We start from the raw sequence: 14,085 nt of genomic DNA, 5'->3' as shown, positions 1-14,085 counted from the left end.
GTCCCCCCTCACCCGGCCTTCTCGATCTCGACCGCCTGGTCCAGGAAGCGGGCGAGCAGGACGACCACCGCGCAGGCGACCTCCACGCCGATGGCCGCGTTCAGGAGCGGGACGGTCCCTCCGGAGGAGAGGGTGTTGAAGGTGCCGAGCGGCACGAAGTTGGCGAGGAACGCCGTCCCCCAGACGAGTCCGGCGATGCCCAGCAGGGCGTACGCGCTCTCGCCGACCGCGTCGCCGAGGGCGAACAGCCAGATGGGTCTCACCCGTTCCAGGGCGCGGTAGTCGACGGCGATGTAGAGCAGGTGCAGCGAGGTCGCGACCACCACCCCGCCCTGGAAGCCGCCGCCGGGGCTGAGCTGGCCGTGGGCGACGATGTACAGGCCGACCAGGAGCGTGACGGGCAGCGCGTAGAGCGCGTACCGGCGTACGAAAGCGGCCACCTGGGCGGGGGCGGGCTCGACCTGGCGTTCGTCGCGGGTCTGGCGCAGCAGCACGACGGTGCCGAGGACGGCGGCGAAGAGGATGCTCTCCTCCCCCAGCGTGTCGAAGCCGCGCTGGTCGAAGTTGACGGAGGAGATGACGTTCGCGGTGCGGTGGGCCAGTGAGGCGCTCACCGCGCGGTCGCCGTAGGGGTGGGAGTCGCCGCCGAAGCCGGGGAGTTCCAGGTACGCGGTGACGAGCAGGACGGCGACCCCGGCGGTGCCGAGCGCCAGCACCCACATCCGCAGCCTGCGGCTCATGCCGTCCCCCTCCGGCCGCGCTCCCCGGACGGTGACGGCGACCCCGACGGTGACGGCTGCCCGGACGGTGACGGCTCCGCGGGGCGCGGGAGGCCGCGCCGCCGGATCTTCCGTACGGAGAGAAGCAGCAGGAGCGGTGTCAGCGCCGAGCCGACTGCGAGCTGGGACAGCGCCACGTCGGGGGCCTGGAGAACGGTGAACAGCAGGGCGAGGGTGAGGCCGAGCAGGGACAGGACGAGCGCCTGGCGCGCGGGGTCGCGGACCACGACGGCCGCGGTGGCGGCCGAGGCGACGAGCAGGAGGGTGACGACGATCAGTACGTCATCCATGGCCGGCGGCCCCTTCGGTGTCCGGGGGCAGGGGCGGAGGGCTGTGCCGCAGGGCCCGGGAGGAGATCAGGTTGCCCGCCACCAGCAGCGTCCCGATCACGAGGAGTTTCACCGTGGCCCTGCCGGGGTCGGTGACCACACACAGCGGTACGACGACCGCGGCCGACGCGGCGACGGAGAGGACGTCGGAGGCGCGGCCGCGCGGCGGGTCGGCGACCAGTTCCTCCACGAAGAGCCGTGCGTAGATCAGCGTGCCGGCGGGGCCGAGCACGGCGAGGACCAGCGCGGAATCCAGATAGGCGGAGCGCCGGTACCCCTGCGCCAGCAGGAGCAGGACGAGGCAGCCGGTGAGGGTGGCGAGGTTCTGGGCGAGGACCCGGCGCCTGACGGGTCCCGTGGCCACGCCCAGGATCGCCGGAGCCGTACCGCCCAGGAGCAGGACGATCGCGGCGAGGAGCCAGCCGTTCACCGGTCGGTCACCGCCCGGCGGGCGCCGAGGGCCGCTACGGCGCCGAGCAGCGCGGCGGAGCCGCCGACCGCCCACTCCAGGGGCTCGACGGGACCGATCAGCATCAGCCAGAGCACGAGCAGGCCGCCCCACCAGAGGGCCAACTCCGTGACGAGCACGATCCCGCGCGCCATGGAGCTCACCTCCGTACCCTGCTGCTCCGGTCCGCACCCTGCTGCTCCGGCATCCGGCCATGAAAGCACCGGAGGGGGTCAGGGCCGGGAAGGCGCTGGGCCGGTGCCCGGAATTCGTTCCTCCGGGTGAAGAATGCGCGGCCTCCGGCCGAGCGCCCGTCTGACGTCACCGACATGGGGTACGCGGATGACCATGAACCCACCGAACACGCACCACGCGAGCCCCGTCCACGCCGGTGATTTTGTCGATCTGGCGGCCAGCGGGGTCGGGACGAAGGTCATCGCGTTTGTGGTGGGCCTGATCGTCGTGATCATTCTTCTCGGCGGTTTCTGGTACGGGGCGCGGCTGCGCTCCCGGATGGGACCGCCGCCGAAGCCCTCGGAGCAGCCGGTGAAGCCGGACCACCAGGCCCACATCGAGGAGAACACGGACTCCTCCGACCGGTTCCCCGGCCATGGTGAACGGCTCTACCCGCATCAGCTGGGCGGTCACGGCGAGGAGGCCTACCAACCGCCGGCCGAGGACGAGCCGGAGTCCGGCGACGGCAGTCGGCGCGGCGGCGGCGAGGAGCCTCCGCGCCGCTGAGGCGCGCGGGGGAGGAGTCACTCACTCCGAGACGGCGGCCCGCGCCTTCTCCGCCTGCTCCCGCGCCTTCGCGGCGCGCTGGGGACCCACCGTGTAGGCCGGGTCCTCGGCCGAGGCGACCCCGGCCGCGAAGATGCCGAAGCGGGTGCAGGCGGAGCCGGCCAGCAAAAGGGCGCCGCTGAGTGCGGCGGGCGCCCGGCCCCGGCCGCCGCACACGGCCGCGCCCGCCGCGCCGGCGACGGTCAGGATCCGGGCCGTACGGAGCAGCACGCCGCCACGGCCTTCCCGGTAGGTCTCGGCGACCGGTCCGAGCCGCCGTTCCGCGGCCCACATCGCGGAGACCTCGCCGGCCGCGCCGAGCACGGCGGCCACCCGCGCCGGGGCGCTCTCGCGCGGCGGGGCCACCACCAGCGCCATCCCGGCGGCGGCCGCCGTCGCCGACGCGGTGAAGACGTACGGCAGTTCACGGTGGGCCCCGTGCCACGCGGGGACGGCGGTGTCGGCGGCCAGGACGGCGGTGTACGACGCGATCGCCGGACCGAACAGCGCGGCGGTGCCCGTGGCGAGCGCGCCGATCCTGGGCAGCCGGCCCGTGACCGCGCAGAGGGCCGCCACCCCCGCGGCGGGACCGTACGCGGAGAGCAGCCAGGAGCCGACACTCATCGGTGACGTCGGTTTGAAGACCCGCAGCATGTTCACGAACCGCTCGGGCCTGCCGAGGTCGTTGACGAGGGCGGCGGCGGAGAGGGTGACCGCGCCGAGCGAGGAGACCTTCATGGCCCTGGCCAGGGTGGGGCGCCCGGTCAGCTGCGCGCCGGCGGCGAGCACCGAGCCCGCTCCCGCCAGACCGCCGAGGAAGAAGTACCCGGCGATGTCACGGGCCGACCAGGACGGCGGTTTGATGACGGGCCTGCCGTAGTACGAGTCGAACTCGGCGCGCGGCACCATCAGTTCCTCGCCGCGCCGCTTGCGCCGCCGCCCGCGACCGGCGTTCCGGGTGACCTGGGAGCCGGTCATGGCCGTCCCTTCCTTCCGTTGAGCTTTCCGGTGAGTGTGCCGAGGGTGCCGGTGGAGGTGGCTAGGGCGGGGATCGCGTACGAGACGGCGAAGCCGCCCACCAGGCAGAGCGCGGCGGTGGCCGCGTGTTTCCACATCCGGGGCAGGTCCCGGGTGGTGACGACCGGGTGCGGCGGCAGGCCGTACACCTCCGGTTCGTCGAGGAGGAGGAAAAACGCGCCGTCACCCCCGACGCCGTCGTCCGGCTCGTGCCCGTACAGCCGCGCCTCGGCGACGCCGGCCTCGTGCAGCTGGCCGACGCGCAGGGCGGCGCGTTCGCGCAGTTCGTCCAGCGGGCCGAACTGGATGGACTCCGTGGGGCACGCCTTGGCGCAGGCGGGTTCCTGTCCGGCGCCGAGGCGGTCGTAGCACAGGGTGCATTTGAAGACCCGGCCGTCCGACGGACGTTGCTCGATCACGCCGTACGGGCAGGCGGGCACGCAGTAGCCGCAGCCGTTGCAGATGTCCTGCTGAACGACGACCGTGCCGAATTCCGTACGGAAGAGGGCGCCGGTGGGGCACACGTCCAGGCACGCGGCGTGCGTGCAGTGCTTGCAGACGTCGGAGGACATCAGCCAGCGCATGTCACCGCTGCCCGGGTCGGTGACAGGCGTCGAGCCGGTGCCGGTGCCCGCCAGGGGGAGTTCCGTCCTGCCGTCGGGCGCCGGTACGGAGGGGGTCACCGGCGCGGGAGACGCGGCGGACGCGGGCTGTTCGACGAACGCCACGTGCCGCCAGCTGGAGGCCCCGAGGCTCCGCGTGTTGTCGTACGACATGCCGGACAGCGACAGACCGTCCTCCGGGATGGCGTTCCACTCCTTGCACGCCACCTCGCAGGCCTTGCAGCCGATGCAGACGGAGGTGTCGGTGAAGAAGCCGACCCGCGGCGGCGCGTCCTCGTGGCCCGCGTCCCGCGCGGGGTCCGGTTCGGGACCGGCGAGCAGGTTCTTGCCGAACAGGTCCTCGATCACGTGCCGACCTCCGTACCGGTCTCTCCGCTGATGCCCGCGCGCCTGCGGTACTCCGCGACCAGGTCGGGCAGGGCCGGACCGCGCGGGCGGCGGCCCGCGACGATGTCCGCCGTCAGCGCCTTGTCCTCCTGGATGTGGGCGTTGGGGTCGAGCGCCATGGCGACCAGCTCGTTGGCCGCGTCGCCGGTGGACAGCCCGTTGGGCCCCCAGTGGAACGGCAGCCCGATCTGGTGGACCGTACGGCCGTGCACCGTCAGCGGGGTGAGCCGGGAGGTGACCATCACCCGCGCCTCGACGGCGCCCCGCGCGGTCACGATCGTCGCCCATCCGCCGTGCTCCAGGCCGCGTTCGGCGGCGAGCTGCGGGGAGAGTTCGCAGAAGAACTCCGGTTGCAGCTCGGAGAGATACGGCGACCAGCGGCTCATCCCGCCGGCGGTGAAGTGCTCGGTGAGCCGGTGGGTGGTGACGATGTACGGGTAGACGCCCGCGCCCGGCTCGTCGCCGCTGGGGTGGTAGCGGTTGCCCTCGCGCGCCACCAACTCCCGTACGGGCGAGCGGGACCGGTGCGGGTACAGGGTGCTGGTGAAGGGCGAGTCCTGCGGCTCGTAGTGGGTGGGCAGCGGCCCGTCCTCCAGCCCGGCGGGCGCGAACAGCCAGCCCTTGCCGTCCGCCTGCATGATGAACGGGTCGTCGCCGCGCAGCGCGTCGGGTCCCTTCGCGCCGTCCTGCGGTACGTGGTCGGGCGCCCGGTCGGGGATGACGTCGGGGACGTCGTGCCCGGTCCACCTCCGGCTCTCCTCGTCCCACCACAGGTACGCCTTGCGGGCACTCCACGGGGTGCCGTCGGGCGCGGCGGAGGCGCGGTTGTAGAGGATGCGGCGGTTGGCGGGCCAGGCCCACGCCCACTCGGCGGCCACCCAGTCCTGTTCCCTGCCCGGCTTGCGGCTCGCGGCGTGGTTGACGCCGCCGGCGTAGACGCCGCAGTAGATCCAGCAGCCGCAGCGGGTGGATCCGTCGTCCTTGAGTTCGGTGTAGGCGCTGAGCGGTGAGCCGTCGGCGGCGTACCCGTTGATCTCGGCGAGCACGGCCTCGGCGGACGGTTCCTCCGTGGGGCCGTGTACCGGATAGTCCCAGGTGAGGTCCTGTACGGGGCGGTCCATGGGGTCCGCCGAGCCGGCCAGCCTCTCCTTGATCCGGCGGCCCAGGTGGTACATGAACCACAGGTCGCTGCGGGCGTCGCCCTCGGGCTCGACGGCCGCGGGGTGCCACTGGAGCCAGCGGTTGGTGTTGGTGAAGGAGCCGGACTTCTCGGTGTGCGCGGCGGCCGGGAAGAAGAAGACCTCCGTGCCGATGTCCTCGGTGCGCAGCTCGCCGGTCTCGGTCTCCGGGCCGTCCTGCCACCAGGTCGCGGACTCGATGAGGGAGAAGTCGCGGACGACCAGCCATTCCAGCTTGGCCATGCCGAGCCGCTGGAGGCGGGTGTTCGCGGAGCCGACGGCGGGGTTCTCGCCCATCAGGAAGTAGCCCTTGCAGACGCCTTCGAGCTGGGCGACGACGGTCTCGTACGTGGAGTGGGAGCCGGTCAGGCGCGGCAGGTGGTCGAAGCAGAAGTCGTTCTCGGCGGTGGCGGCGTCGCCGTAGTAGGCCTTGAGGAGACTGACGAAGTACGCCCGCATGTTGCCCCAGAAGCCCTTGTCCGTGCGGCCCGCGTCGATGAACGCGTCGAGGGTCTCGTGGGCGTGCGCGTGCGGCATCGGGAGGTAGCCGGGCAGCAGGTTGAAGAGGGTGGGGATGTCGCTGGAGCCCTGGATGGAGGCGTGCCCGCGCAGGGCCTGGATGCCGCCGCCGGGGCGTCCGATGTTGCCGAGCAGCAGTTGGAGGACGCTCGCGGCGCGGATGTACTGGGAGCCGACGGTGTGCTGGGTCCAGCCGACGGCGTAGCAGAAGGCGCTGGTGCGCTCCCGGCCCGAGTTGGCGGTCAGGGCGTCGCACACCTGGAGGAAGGTCGCGCGGGGGATGCCGCAGACCTCCTCGACCAGTTCGGGCGTGTAGCGCGCGTAGTGGCGTCTGAGGATCTGGTAGACGCAGCGCGGGTGCTGGAGGGTCTCGTCGCGCGGGGCGCGGGCGTCCGCCTGCGCCCCGCCGGACCCGTGGCTCTCCGAGCCGCCTGCCTCGGAGAGCCGCGCCCGTACGTCGGGGTCGGTGGCGGGGTGCCCGTGTCCCGGGTCGGCGCCTTCGCGTTCCTCGTACTGCTCGTCGACCTCGCCCGAGGGGGCCTGGACGCGGGCCCCTTCGTACTGCCAGCTCGCCGGGTCGTAGTGGTGGCGCTCCTCGTCCAGTCCGGAGAAGACCCCGCCGAGATCCTCGGTGTCCCGGAAGTCCTCGCCGACGAGCGTGGCCGCGTTGGTGTAGGCGAGGACGTACTCCCTGAAGTCCTTCTCCTCGGTCAGCACGTGGTTGATGACCGCGCCGAGGAAGGCGATGTCACTGCCCGCGCGGATCGGTACGTGCAGATCGGCCAGGGCACTCGTACGGGTGAACCGGGGGTCCACATGGATGATCCGCGCGCCGCGCGCCTTCGCCTCCATCACCCACTGGAATCCGACGGGGTGCGCCTCGGCGTAGTTGGAGCCCTGGATGACGATGCAGTCCGCGTGCTGGAGGTCCTGCATGAACGTGGTGGCGCCGCCGCGTCCGAACGAGGTACCGAGCCCGGCCACGGTGGAGCTGTGGCAGACGCGCGCCTGGTTCTCGACCTGGACCACGCCGAGCCCGGTCAGCAGCTTCTTGATGAGGTAGTTCTCCTCGTTGTCGAGGGTGGCCCCGCCCAGGCTGGCGATGCCCAGCGTGCGGGCGGTGCGCAGGCCCTCGTGCTCCCACTCCCAGGTGCGCCGGCGGGTCTCGACGACCCGGTCGGCGACCATGTCCATGGCCGTCTCCAGGTCGAGCGGCTGCCAGTCCTTCGCGTACGGCGGCCGGTAGAGCACCTGGTGCCTGCGGGCGGACCCGGTGGTGAGCTGGAGCGTCGCCGAGCCCTTGGGGCAGAGCCTGCCCCGGCTGACCGGGGAGTCGGGGTCGCCCTCGATCTGGACGACCCGCTCGTCCTTGACGTACACCTGCTGGCCGCAGCCGACCGCGCAGTAGGGGCACACGGACTGCACGACACGGTCGGCGGTGGCCGTACGGGGCGTCAGCCCTTCGGTACGGGACGACATCGCCGCGCGGCCCCGCCCCAGTGGATCCGACCCGGTGAGCTGCCGGTAGGCCGGCCAGTCACGGATCAATCTGCGGACACCCATCGCTTCCTCCAGCGCGTGTGCGGTCCCTGGCCCGGGAGAAGACCTGTCCCAGCGTCACCCGGCGGGCCCCGGCGTGCGACCCGGGGAGCGGCCCCGCGGCACGGAGCGGACAGACAGCGGGCGGACCCACGGCGAGCGGACCCACGGCAATAGGACGATCAAGGGCACTGTTCCGGTCTGGGTCGCTCCCGGGCGGGAAGGGACTCTGCGTGCCTGATGTCCGAAACACCGTGAGGGCGCCGGTCGCGGAGCTGGTGAAGCGGCGGCGCGAGCCGGCCGTCGCCCAGACCCTTCGCTCGACCGTCGCCGCCACGATCGCCTACGTCGTCGCCCTGCGCCTGAGCAACGAGCCGGCGCCGCTCACCGCGCCGCTGACCGCCCTGCTCGTCGTACAGGTCACCCTGTTCTCCACCCTCACCACCGGGGTCCGCAGAGTGAACTCCGTGGTGGCCGGGGTGCTGGTCGCCATCGGTTTCAGCGCGCTGGTCGGGCTGACGTGGTGGAGTCTCGGCCTGATCATCCTGGCCTCGCTGGTGGTGGGACGTATCGTCCGGGCGGGCGAGTTCGTGCCGGAGGTGGCGATCAGCGCCATGCTGGTGCTCGGGGTCACCCAGGTGGCGGACACCGCCTGGGACCGGGTGCTGGACACGCTGATCGGGGCGGTGGTGGGGCTGCTGTTCAACGTCCTGTTCGTACCGCCGGTGTGGGTGGCCAGCGCGGGAGAGTCCCTCGAAGGCCTGGCCCGCCGGCTGCGCCAACTGCTGCTGGGCATCGGGGAAGGGCTGACGTCGCCGACGCCGGTCGCGCGGGCCGCGGCCCGGCTGCACGAGGCGCGCCGTCTCGACCACGACATCAGCGAGGTGGACGCGGCGCTGCGCCAGGCGGAGGACAGTCTCCGGCTCAATCCCCGCGTCAAGGAGGGGCTGCTCAACCGGGTGGTGCTCCGTACCGGACTCGACACGCTGGAGATCTGCACGGTCGTCCTGCGGGTGCTGGCCAGGACCATGACCGACCTGGCCAAGAACCGCACGGAGGAGCCTCTGTTCACCCCCGACGTGGGGTTCGCGCTCCAGGAGCTGCTCGGCCATGTCGCGGACGCCGTCGTGAGCTTCGCCGTCCTGGTGACCACCCAGGTGAGCGAGAGCGCGGAGATGGCGGAGAACCGGCTGGCCGAGGATCTCGCGGCGGCGGCCACGAGCCGGGAGCACCTGGCGCAGCTCCTGCTGACAGGCGTTCAGCGGCATCCCCGCCAGTGGCAGCTCCACGGCGCCCTCCTGACGGAGATCGATCGGATCCTGGACGAACTGGACATACAGAACCGGTCCCAGCGGTTGATGGAGGAGCTGGACCGCGCGTCGCGGGAGCAGCGGGAGCGGCATCCGCGACTCGCCGCGGCGCGTCAGTGGGTCAGGGACAACACGCCGCGCCGGTGGCGCACAAATCGGTCCTAATCCGAGCAACGGGAAACCGGCGCGCCTTTGTTGACGAAATCTTTACTTAAACTCCCAAGGATCACCGTTATTTGAGGGAAGGGAAGCACCTCAGCCGGTCGGCGAACCCTTGTGGTCATGGGCTTCATCAGGGGTAACGACACGAATATGCCAGCCGGGCGCGACGGCGGGACGTTTCATCCCTTCGCTCGGCGTGAAGTGACCGCCGACAGCCCTTATGGGGCCCATACACCCTTCTCCCTCCCGCACGAGGCGCGCGGAGGCCGAGAGTTGGGTGGGGCGGTTGAGAACCTCCGGGTTGATGGCGGTACTGTGCGCGCGCGCCGTCAATATGGACGGCGCGGTTATCGCGGAGGATTCTGTGACTGTATTCAACAGATCGTTGAGGCGCCCCGGCGCACTCATAGCGGTCGCGGCAGCGGGTGTGCTGGGAGTCGGTCTCTCGGCCGGCACGGCCGCCGCGCACACGCCGAACTGGACCGTTTCCTGCTCGTCGGTCACCGTGGACCTGAAGTCCTACGGCCACGGTGACGACCTCGTCAACGAGGTGTCCCTCACCGCGGACGGCGCGTCGCTGATCAGCGAGAAGTTCGGCGACAAGTTCAACAAGACGCTGGCCATCGCCAAGCACTCCAAGCCGGTCGAGCTCCACCTCGTGGTGAAGGCCGCCGACGGCGGTCAGTACAACGTCGACGAGAAGAAGACCTCCGAGGTCTGCCCCGGCGACGAGGAGCCCACCCCGACGCCGACGCCGACGAAGACGCCGGAGACCACGCCGCCGGTCACGGAGACCCCTTCGGGGACCCCGACGACCGGCACGCCGACCCCGACCGAGGAGCCCACCAGCTCTTCGCCGGCGGCCGTTCCGTCGTCGCAGCCGAGCCCGGCCGGTGACAACCTCGCCGAGACCGGTTCCTCCAGCTCCACGCCCATCATCGCGGGCGCGGCCGCTGTTGTCCTGGTCGCCGGTGCGGGCATCATGTGGGCCGCTCGCAAGCGTCGTACCGCTCAGGGCTGATCCACCGCTCCACCGCACCACCATGCGGCCACCACCGGATCAGCCATGACCCGGCCCGCTCTGCCCCTGTCGCCATGCCGGACGCCGTTCAGAACTTCCACCGCCACCATCCGGCGGCCTGGACGGTGACCATCCCGGCCATGAGGCATGGAGCCCACGGCAGCGCCCCCTCCGGGCGCGTCGGCCGGGCTCCGTACGGCAGGGGCCGCGCGTGTCGTCCCACCGTTCGGCGGTGACGACGAGGTCCGGTCAGGGCCGCAGTGTGAGACCCCGCAGCGTCCTCCGCTCGCGGGGTCTCATCATGTCCGGACCCGGCCGGTCCTCCCCGGACCGGTCAGGCGTCCCGCTCCGACCCGTGCCGGTGGCTCGCCCAGAGCGGCAGGACGAACCAGCACAGCAGGTACCAGGCGACGATCCCCGAGACGATCCACGGGACGAAGTGGTTGTGGGTCGCGACCCGCAGGATCAGCAGCAGCGCGGACACCAGCGTGGCGAGCAGCAGGCACAGGCCGGTGACGGTCAGTCTGGACGCCCACGTCACCGCCCGGGGCTTCATACGGCGGCCGGAGACGACCCGGTGGAAGGCGACCGGACCTATCAGCGCGCCGGTCGCGGCCGCGCCGAGAACGACGGTGATCAGGTAGATGTTCTTGTCCGCTCCGGCGAGCGTGGCGAAGCGCGGGGTGAAGACCACGGTCAGCAGGAACCCGAACATGATCTGTACGCCGGTCTGCGCCACCCGTACTTCCTGGATCAGTTCGGACCACTGACGGTCCGCCCGCTCGTTCGCCGTCTCCTCGCGCCCGTCCTCGTACACGTCCACATCGGCTTCCGTCGCCGCTTTTTCTTCCGCTGTCGAAGTCATGACGCTCTCCCCTGTTCCGCATGTCCTGTGGTGCGTGTTCGGCTACCCCGTGCCCGCGCGGACAGACCCGTGCGAGATGCACGTCGTGGGGTCCGCACGGAGAATGGGCGGCAGGCGAACCGACCCAGTGGGGGCGCGCATGGATCCGGTGGAGGCTCTCGACAGGATCGCCTTTCTCCTGGAGCGGTCGCGGGCGGAGACGTACCGCGTCAAGGCGTTCCGTACGGCGTCCGCCGCCGTGGCGGCCCTGCCACCCGACGAGGTCGCCCGGCGTGCCGCCGGCGGCACGCTGTCCCGGGTGCCGGGCATCGGGCCGAAGACGGCCCAGGTCGTCGAGGCGGCGGTGGCCGGAGCCGTACCCGACTATCTGCGCGGTCTGGAGGAGACGGCGGGCGGGCCGCTCGCCGAGCGCGGCCAGGAGTTGCGTGCCGCGCTGCGCGGCGACTGCCACCTGCACTCGGACTGGTCGGACGGCGGCAGCCCCATCGAGCTGATGGGCCGTACGGCCGCCGCGCTCGGGCACGAGTGGGCCGTCCTCACCGACCACTCGCCCCGGCTGACCGTCGCGCGGGGCCTGTCACCGGAACGGCTGCGGGAACAGCTCGACGTGATCGACCGGCTGAACGCGGGCTGGGCGCCGTTCCGGCTGCTCACCGGCATCGAGTGCGACATCCTGCCCGACGGCTCCCTGGACCAGGAACCGGAGCTGCTCGAACGGCTGGACCTGGTCGTGGCGTCCGTCCATTCGAAGCTGCGGATGGAATCGGCGCCGATGACCCGGCGTATGGTCGCCGCCGTCCGCAATCCGCTGACCGACATCCTCGGGCACTGCACCGGACGGCTGTTGACGGGCCGTGAGCGCCGCGGGAGCAGGGGCGGCGGTACGGGCGGGAGCCGGCCGGAGTCGGAGTTCGACGCGGCGGCCGTGTTCGCCGCCTGCGCCGGGTCGGGCACGGCGGTGGAGATCAACAGCAGGCCGGAGCGGCTCGATCCGCCCCGCCGGCTGCTGCGCGAGGCGGTCGCGGCCGGGGTCTTCTTCGCCGTCGACACCGACGCCCACGCGCCCGGACAGCTCGATTGGCAACTCCTCGGCTGTGCGCGGGCGGAGGAGTGCGGCGTACCGGCCGGCCGGGTGGTCAACACCTGGACGGCCGAGCAGCTGCGGGAGTGGACCCGCACGCGCGAGGCGCCGTCCCCCGGCGGCTGAGACCGGGCTCGTACGGCACCGTCCTCCGGCCGGCCCCGTCCGACCCGGGCCGTCAGCGGGCTTCGAGGTCCGCGAAGAGTCCGGTGTCGAGGTTGGCCAGCACGTCGAGCGGGTTGACGAAGGCCGCCTCGGCGCCGCCCGCTTGGAGCGCGGCGCGCGGAACTCCGCCTGTCAGTACGGCGAGCGGGCGCACGCCCGCCTTCGTCGCCGCCTCCATGTCCCAGACGGTGTCCCCCAAGAACAGCGCGCGGTCCGCGGGCACCCCGGCCAGGTCCAGCGCCCTGAGCACCGGTTCCGGCCCGGGTTTCCCGGCGGCCACGTCGTCCGCGCCCGCCACCCCCGCGATGACGTCGTCGGCCCCGATCGCGCGCCGCAGGGCCGCCAGCTCCGCCCCGCCCGCGGAAGTCGCGAGCACGACGACCCAGCCCCGGTCGGCCAGTGACCTGAGCAGGTCCTGTGCCCCGTCGAGCACGGGCAGCCGGTCGTGGAACGTGGCGTACAGCGCCGCGTGCGCGGCCTTGATCTCCGCGTCCTGGTCCACGTCCCGCTCGTCACCGAGCAGATGGGCGATCAGATCGCCGGAACCGAGGCCGATCGCACGGTGGATCGCGGCCATCCGCACCGGCTGCCCGGCCTGGTGGAACGCTTCCCACCAGGTGGTCACGTGGAGGTAATTGGTATCGACGAGGGTCCCGTCGACATCGAATAGTGCCGCACGCGTCGCCATAGGTGTCCCGCTCCTGTCCAGGTCGGCCCTTGCGGTTTCGAGCCATGTCCTGATCATGCCCTCGATACCGGGCTCAGGCGGGCGGCGCCCCGCCCCGTTCGGGTGAGCGGCACCCGGTCAGGCCTGTCCTGGCGGTTCCGGCGCCGGCGGCAGGCGGAGGTGGGCCAGGTCGTCGGGCACCGGGCTGTCGGGGCGGAACAGCGGCGGGGCCTGCCCGTCCACCGCCGAGGCGGGCGCGTCGGTGAGCCGGAAACGGTCCCGCAGACGGCTGTAGAAGTCGGTGGGACCCAGCCGGACCAGGCGCAGGCGGTACTCGGCCCCGTACACGCCGACCCAGTCCCCCGGCTCCAGCACCCCCTGGAGCTGACCGTCGATGCTGAGGGCCGCCTCCCCGGAGTGCGGCAGGACGCGCAGGGCGACCGGCTCGTCGGGCGCGGCCACGACCGTACGGCCGAACGTCATGTGGGGGGCCACCGGAGTGAAGACGACGGCGTCCATGTGCGGCGAGAGGACCGGGCCGCCGGCCGCGAAGCTGTACGCGGTCGAGCCGGTCGGCGTCGCCACGATGACGGCGTCCGCCGAGTACGACGCGAGGAGCCGGCCCGCGATGTAGACGCCCAGGCTGACCTGGCGGTCCCTGGCGAGCTTCTCCAGCACGACGTCGTTGATCGCGACGACGTCCAGCGCCATGCCCCAGCCCTCCTCCTCGGTGGTGTCGAGCCGGACGTCGGGCGGCGGCAGGGTGGGGCGGCGCCCGTAGCGCAGCAGCGCCTCCATGGCGGAGGGGATCTCCAGGGCGCGCGAGGCGCGCATGGTGAGCGTCATCCGCTCCTCGTAGGTGGCGCGCCCGTCCTGCACCGCGTCGAGGGCCTGTGCGATCTGGTCGGCGGGGACTTCCGTGAGGAAGCCGACGCGCCCCAGGTCGACACCGAGCACCGCCGCGTCGCTCTTGGCGGCGATGCGGGCGCCGCGAAGGAACGTACCGTCGCCGCCGAGCGTCACCACCAGATCGGGGTGGCCGGCGGCGGAGGCCTCCTCCTGCCCGCCGTGGCGCGGTTCGTCCGCCTTCCAGACGTCGATCTCCTTGCAGGGGACGTCGTGGGCGTCGCACCAGGCGTGCACGGTGTCCGCCGCTTCGACGGCCGTTTCACGGCCTTGGTGGACCACGAGACCGACACGATTCACCGTCATGCT

Annotated in this window: 14 protein-coding genes; 4 read left to right on the top strand and 10 right to left on the bottom strand. The window is 72.2% G+C overall.

Annotation, left to right across the window (positions count from 1 at the left end; genetic code table 11):
- Positions 1-8 precede the first annotated feature (8 nt).
- Genes OG349_RS33490 through OG349_RS33475 form a run of 4 tightly spaced genes read right to left on the bottom strand, consistent with a single transcriptional unit; the run spans position 9 to position 1,711 of the window.
- Entirely contained in the window at positions 9-740 is a 732-nt protein-coding gene (locus OG349_RS33490; protein WP_327238170.1) for an MnhB domain-containing protein, read from the bottom strand.
- Positions 737-1,069, bottom strand: coding sequence for a Na(+)/H(+) antiporter subunit B (locus tag OG349_RS33485; protein ID WP_327238169.1), 333 nt, complete (start codon positions 1,067-1,069; stop codon positions 737-739). Before OG349_RS33485 ends, OG349_RS33490 begins: the two co-directional genes overlap by 4 nt.
- A complete protein-coding gene (locus OG349_RS33480; RefSeq protein WP_327238168.1) occupies positions 1,062-1,538 on the bottom strand; it encodes a monovalent cation/H+ antiporter complex subunit F in 477 nt (158 codons plus the stop codon). The genes OG349_RS33485 and OG349_RS33480 overlap by 8 nt, the downstream gene beginning before the upstream one ends.
- On the bottom strand, positions 1,535-1,711 hold the full coding sequence (locus tag OG349_RS33475) for a hypothetical protein (RefSeq protein ID WP_327238167.1): 177 nt from the start codon (positions 1,709-1,711) through the stop codon (positions 1,535-1,537). The genes OG349_RS33480 and OG349_RS33475 overlap by 4 nt, the downstream gene beginning before the upstream one ends.
- A gap of 193 nt (positions 1,712-1,904) precedes the next feature.
- Between OG349_RS33475 and OG349_RS33470 the strand changes: the two genes are divergently transcribed.
- Positions 1,905-2,297 carry a DUF6479 family protein gene (locus tag OG349_RS33470; protein ID WP_327238166.1) on the top strand — a complete coding sequence of 131 codons (393 nt, stop codon included), beginning with the start codon at positions 1,905-1,907 and terminating at the stop codon, positions 2,295-2,297.
- A 21-nt stretch (positions 2,298-2,318) separates the two neighbouring features.
- On the opposite strand, the gene nrfD is transcribed toward OG349_RS33470, so the two are convergent.
- From nrfD to fdh, 3 genes are read right to left on the bottom strand one after another with little or no spacing between them, the layout of a single operon-like run.
- On the bottom strand, positions 2,319-3,314 hold the full coding sequence (gene nrfD / locus OG349_RS33465) for an NrfD/PsrC family molybdoenzyme membrane anchor subunit (RefSeq protein ID WP_327238165.1): 996 nt from the start codon (positions 3,312-3,314) through the stop codon (positions 2,319-2,321).
- Positions 3,311-4,324 carry a 4Fe-4S dicluster domain-containing protein gene (locus OG349_RS33460; protein ID WP_327238164.1) on the bottom strand — a complete coding sequence of 338 codons (1,014 nt, stop codon included), beginning with the start codon at positions 4,322-4,324 and terminating at the stop codon, positions 3,311-3,313. Before OG349_RS33460 ends, nrfD begins: the two co-directional genes overlap by 4 nt.
- A complete protein-coding gene (fdh, locus tag OG349_RS33455) occupies positions 4,321-7,623 on the bottom strand; it encodes a formate dehydrogenase (protein ID WP_327238163.1) in 3,303 nt (1,100 codons plus the stop codon). The genes OG349_RS33460 and fdh overlap by 4 nt, the downstream gene beginning before the upstream one ends.
- Positions 7,624-7,832: 209 nt before the next feature.
- Here fdh and OG349_RS33450 point away from each other — a divergent pair, with 209 nt between their 5' ends.
- Together OG349_RS33450 and OG349_RS33445 are read left to right on the top strand one after the other, a co-directional pair.
- On the top strand, positions 7,833-9,074 hold the full coding sequence (locus OG349_RS33450) for an FUSC family protein (protein WP_327238162.1): 1,242 nt from the start codon (positions 7,833-7,835) through the stop codon (positions 9,072-9,074).
- A 361-nt stretch (positions 9,075-9,435) separates the two neighbouring features.
- On the top strand, positions 9,436-10,092 hold the full coding sequence (locus OG349_RS33445; RefSeq protein WP_327238161.1) for an LAETG motif-containing sortase-dependent surface protein: 657 nt from the start codon (positions 9,436-9,438) through the stop codon (positions 10,090-10,092).
- A 334-nt stretch (positions 10,093-10,426) separates the two neighbouring features.
- Here the strand turns inward: OG349_RS33445 and OG349_RS33440 are convergent, their stop codons facing one another.
- The gene (locus tag OG349_RS33440; protein ID WP_327238160.1) at positions 10,427-10,957 is read right to left on the bottom strand and encodes a DUF6328 family protein; all 531 of its coding nucleotides are present in this window, start codon (positions 10,955-10,957) and stop codon (positions 10,427-10,429) included.
- A 139-nt stretch (positions 10,958-11,096) separates the two neighbouring features.
- On the opposite strand from OG349_RS33440, the gene OG349_RS33435 reads away from it, so the two are divergent.
- The gene (locus OG349_RS33435) at positions 11,097-12,164 is read left to right on the top strand and encodes a PHP domain-containing protein (RefSeq protein ID WP_327238159.1); all 1,068 of its coding nucleotides are present in this window, start codon (positions 11,097-11,099) and stop codon (positions 12,162-12,164) included.
- 52 nt (positions 12,165-12,216) lie between these two features.
- On the opposite strand, the gene OG349_RS33430 is transcribed toward OG349_RS33435, so the two are convergent.
- Positions 12,217-12,891: an HAD family hydrolase gene (locus OG349_RS33430; protein ID WP_327238158.1), complete on the bottom strand. Its 675-nt coding sequence runs from the start codon at positions 12,889-12,891 to the stop codon at positions 12,217-12,219.
- 117 nt (positions 12,892-13,008) lie between these two features.
- Entirely contained in the window at positions 13,009-14,082 is a 1,074-nt protein-coding gene (locus tag OG349_RS33425; protein WP_327238157.1) for an NAD(+)/NADH kinase, read from the bottom strand.
- Positions 14,083-14,085 lie beyond the last annotated feature (3 nt).

It is taken from the genome of Streptomyces sp. NBC_01317 (assembly GCF_035961655.1).
GTDB lineage: Bacteria > Actinomycetota > Actinomycetes > Streptomycetales > Streptomycetaceae > Streptomyces.
Note: the sequence above shows the minus strand (reverse complement) of the source record. Positions and strands in the feature narration are given on the sequence as shown.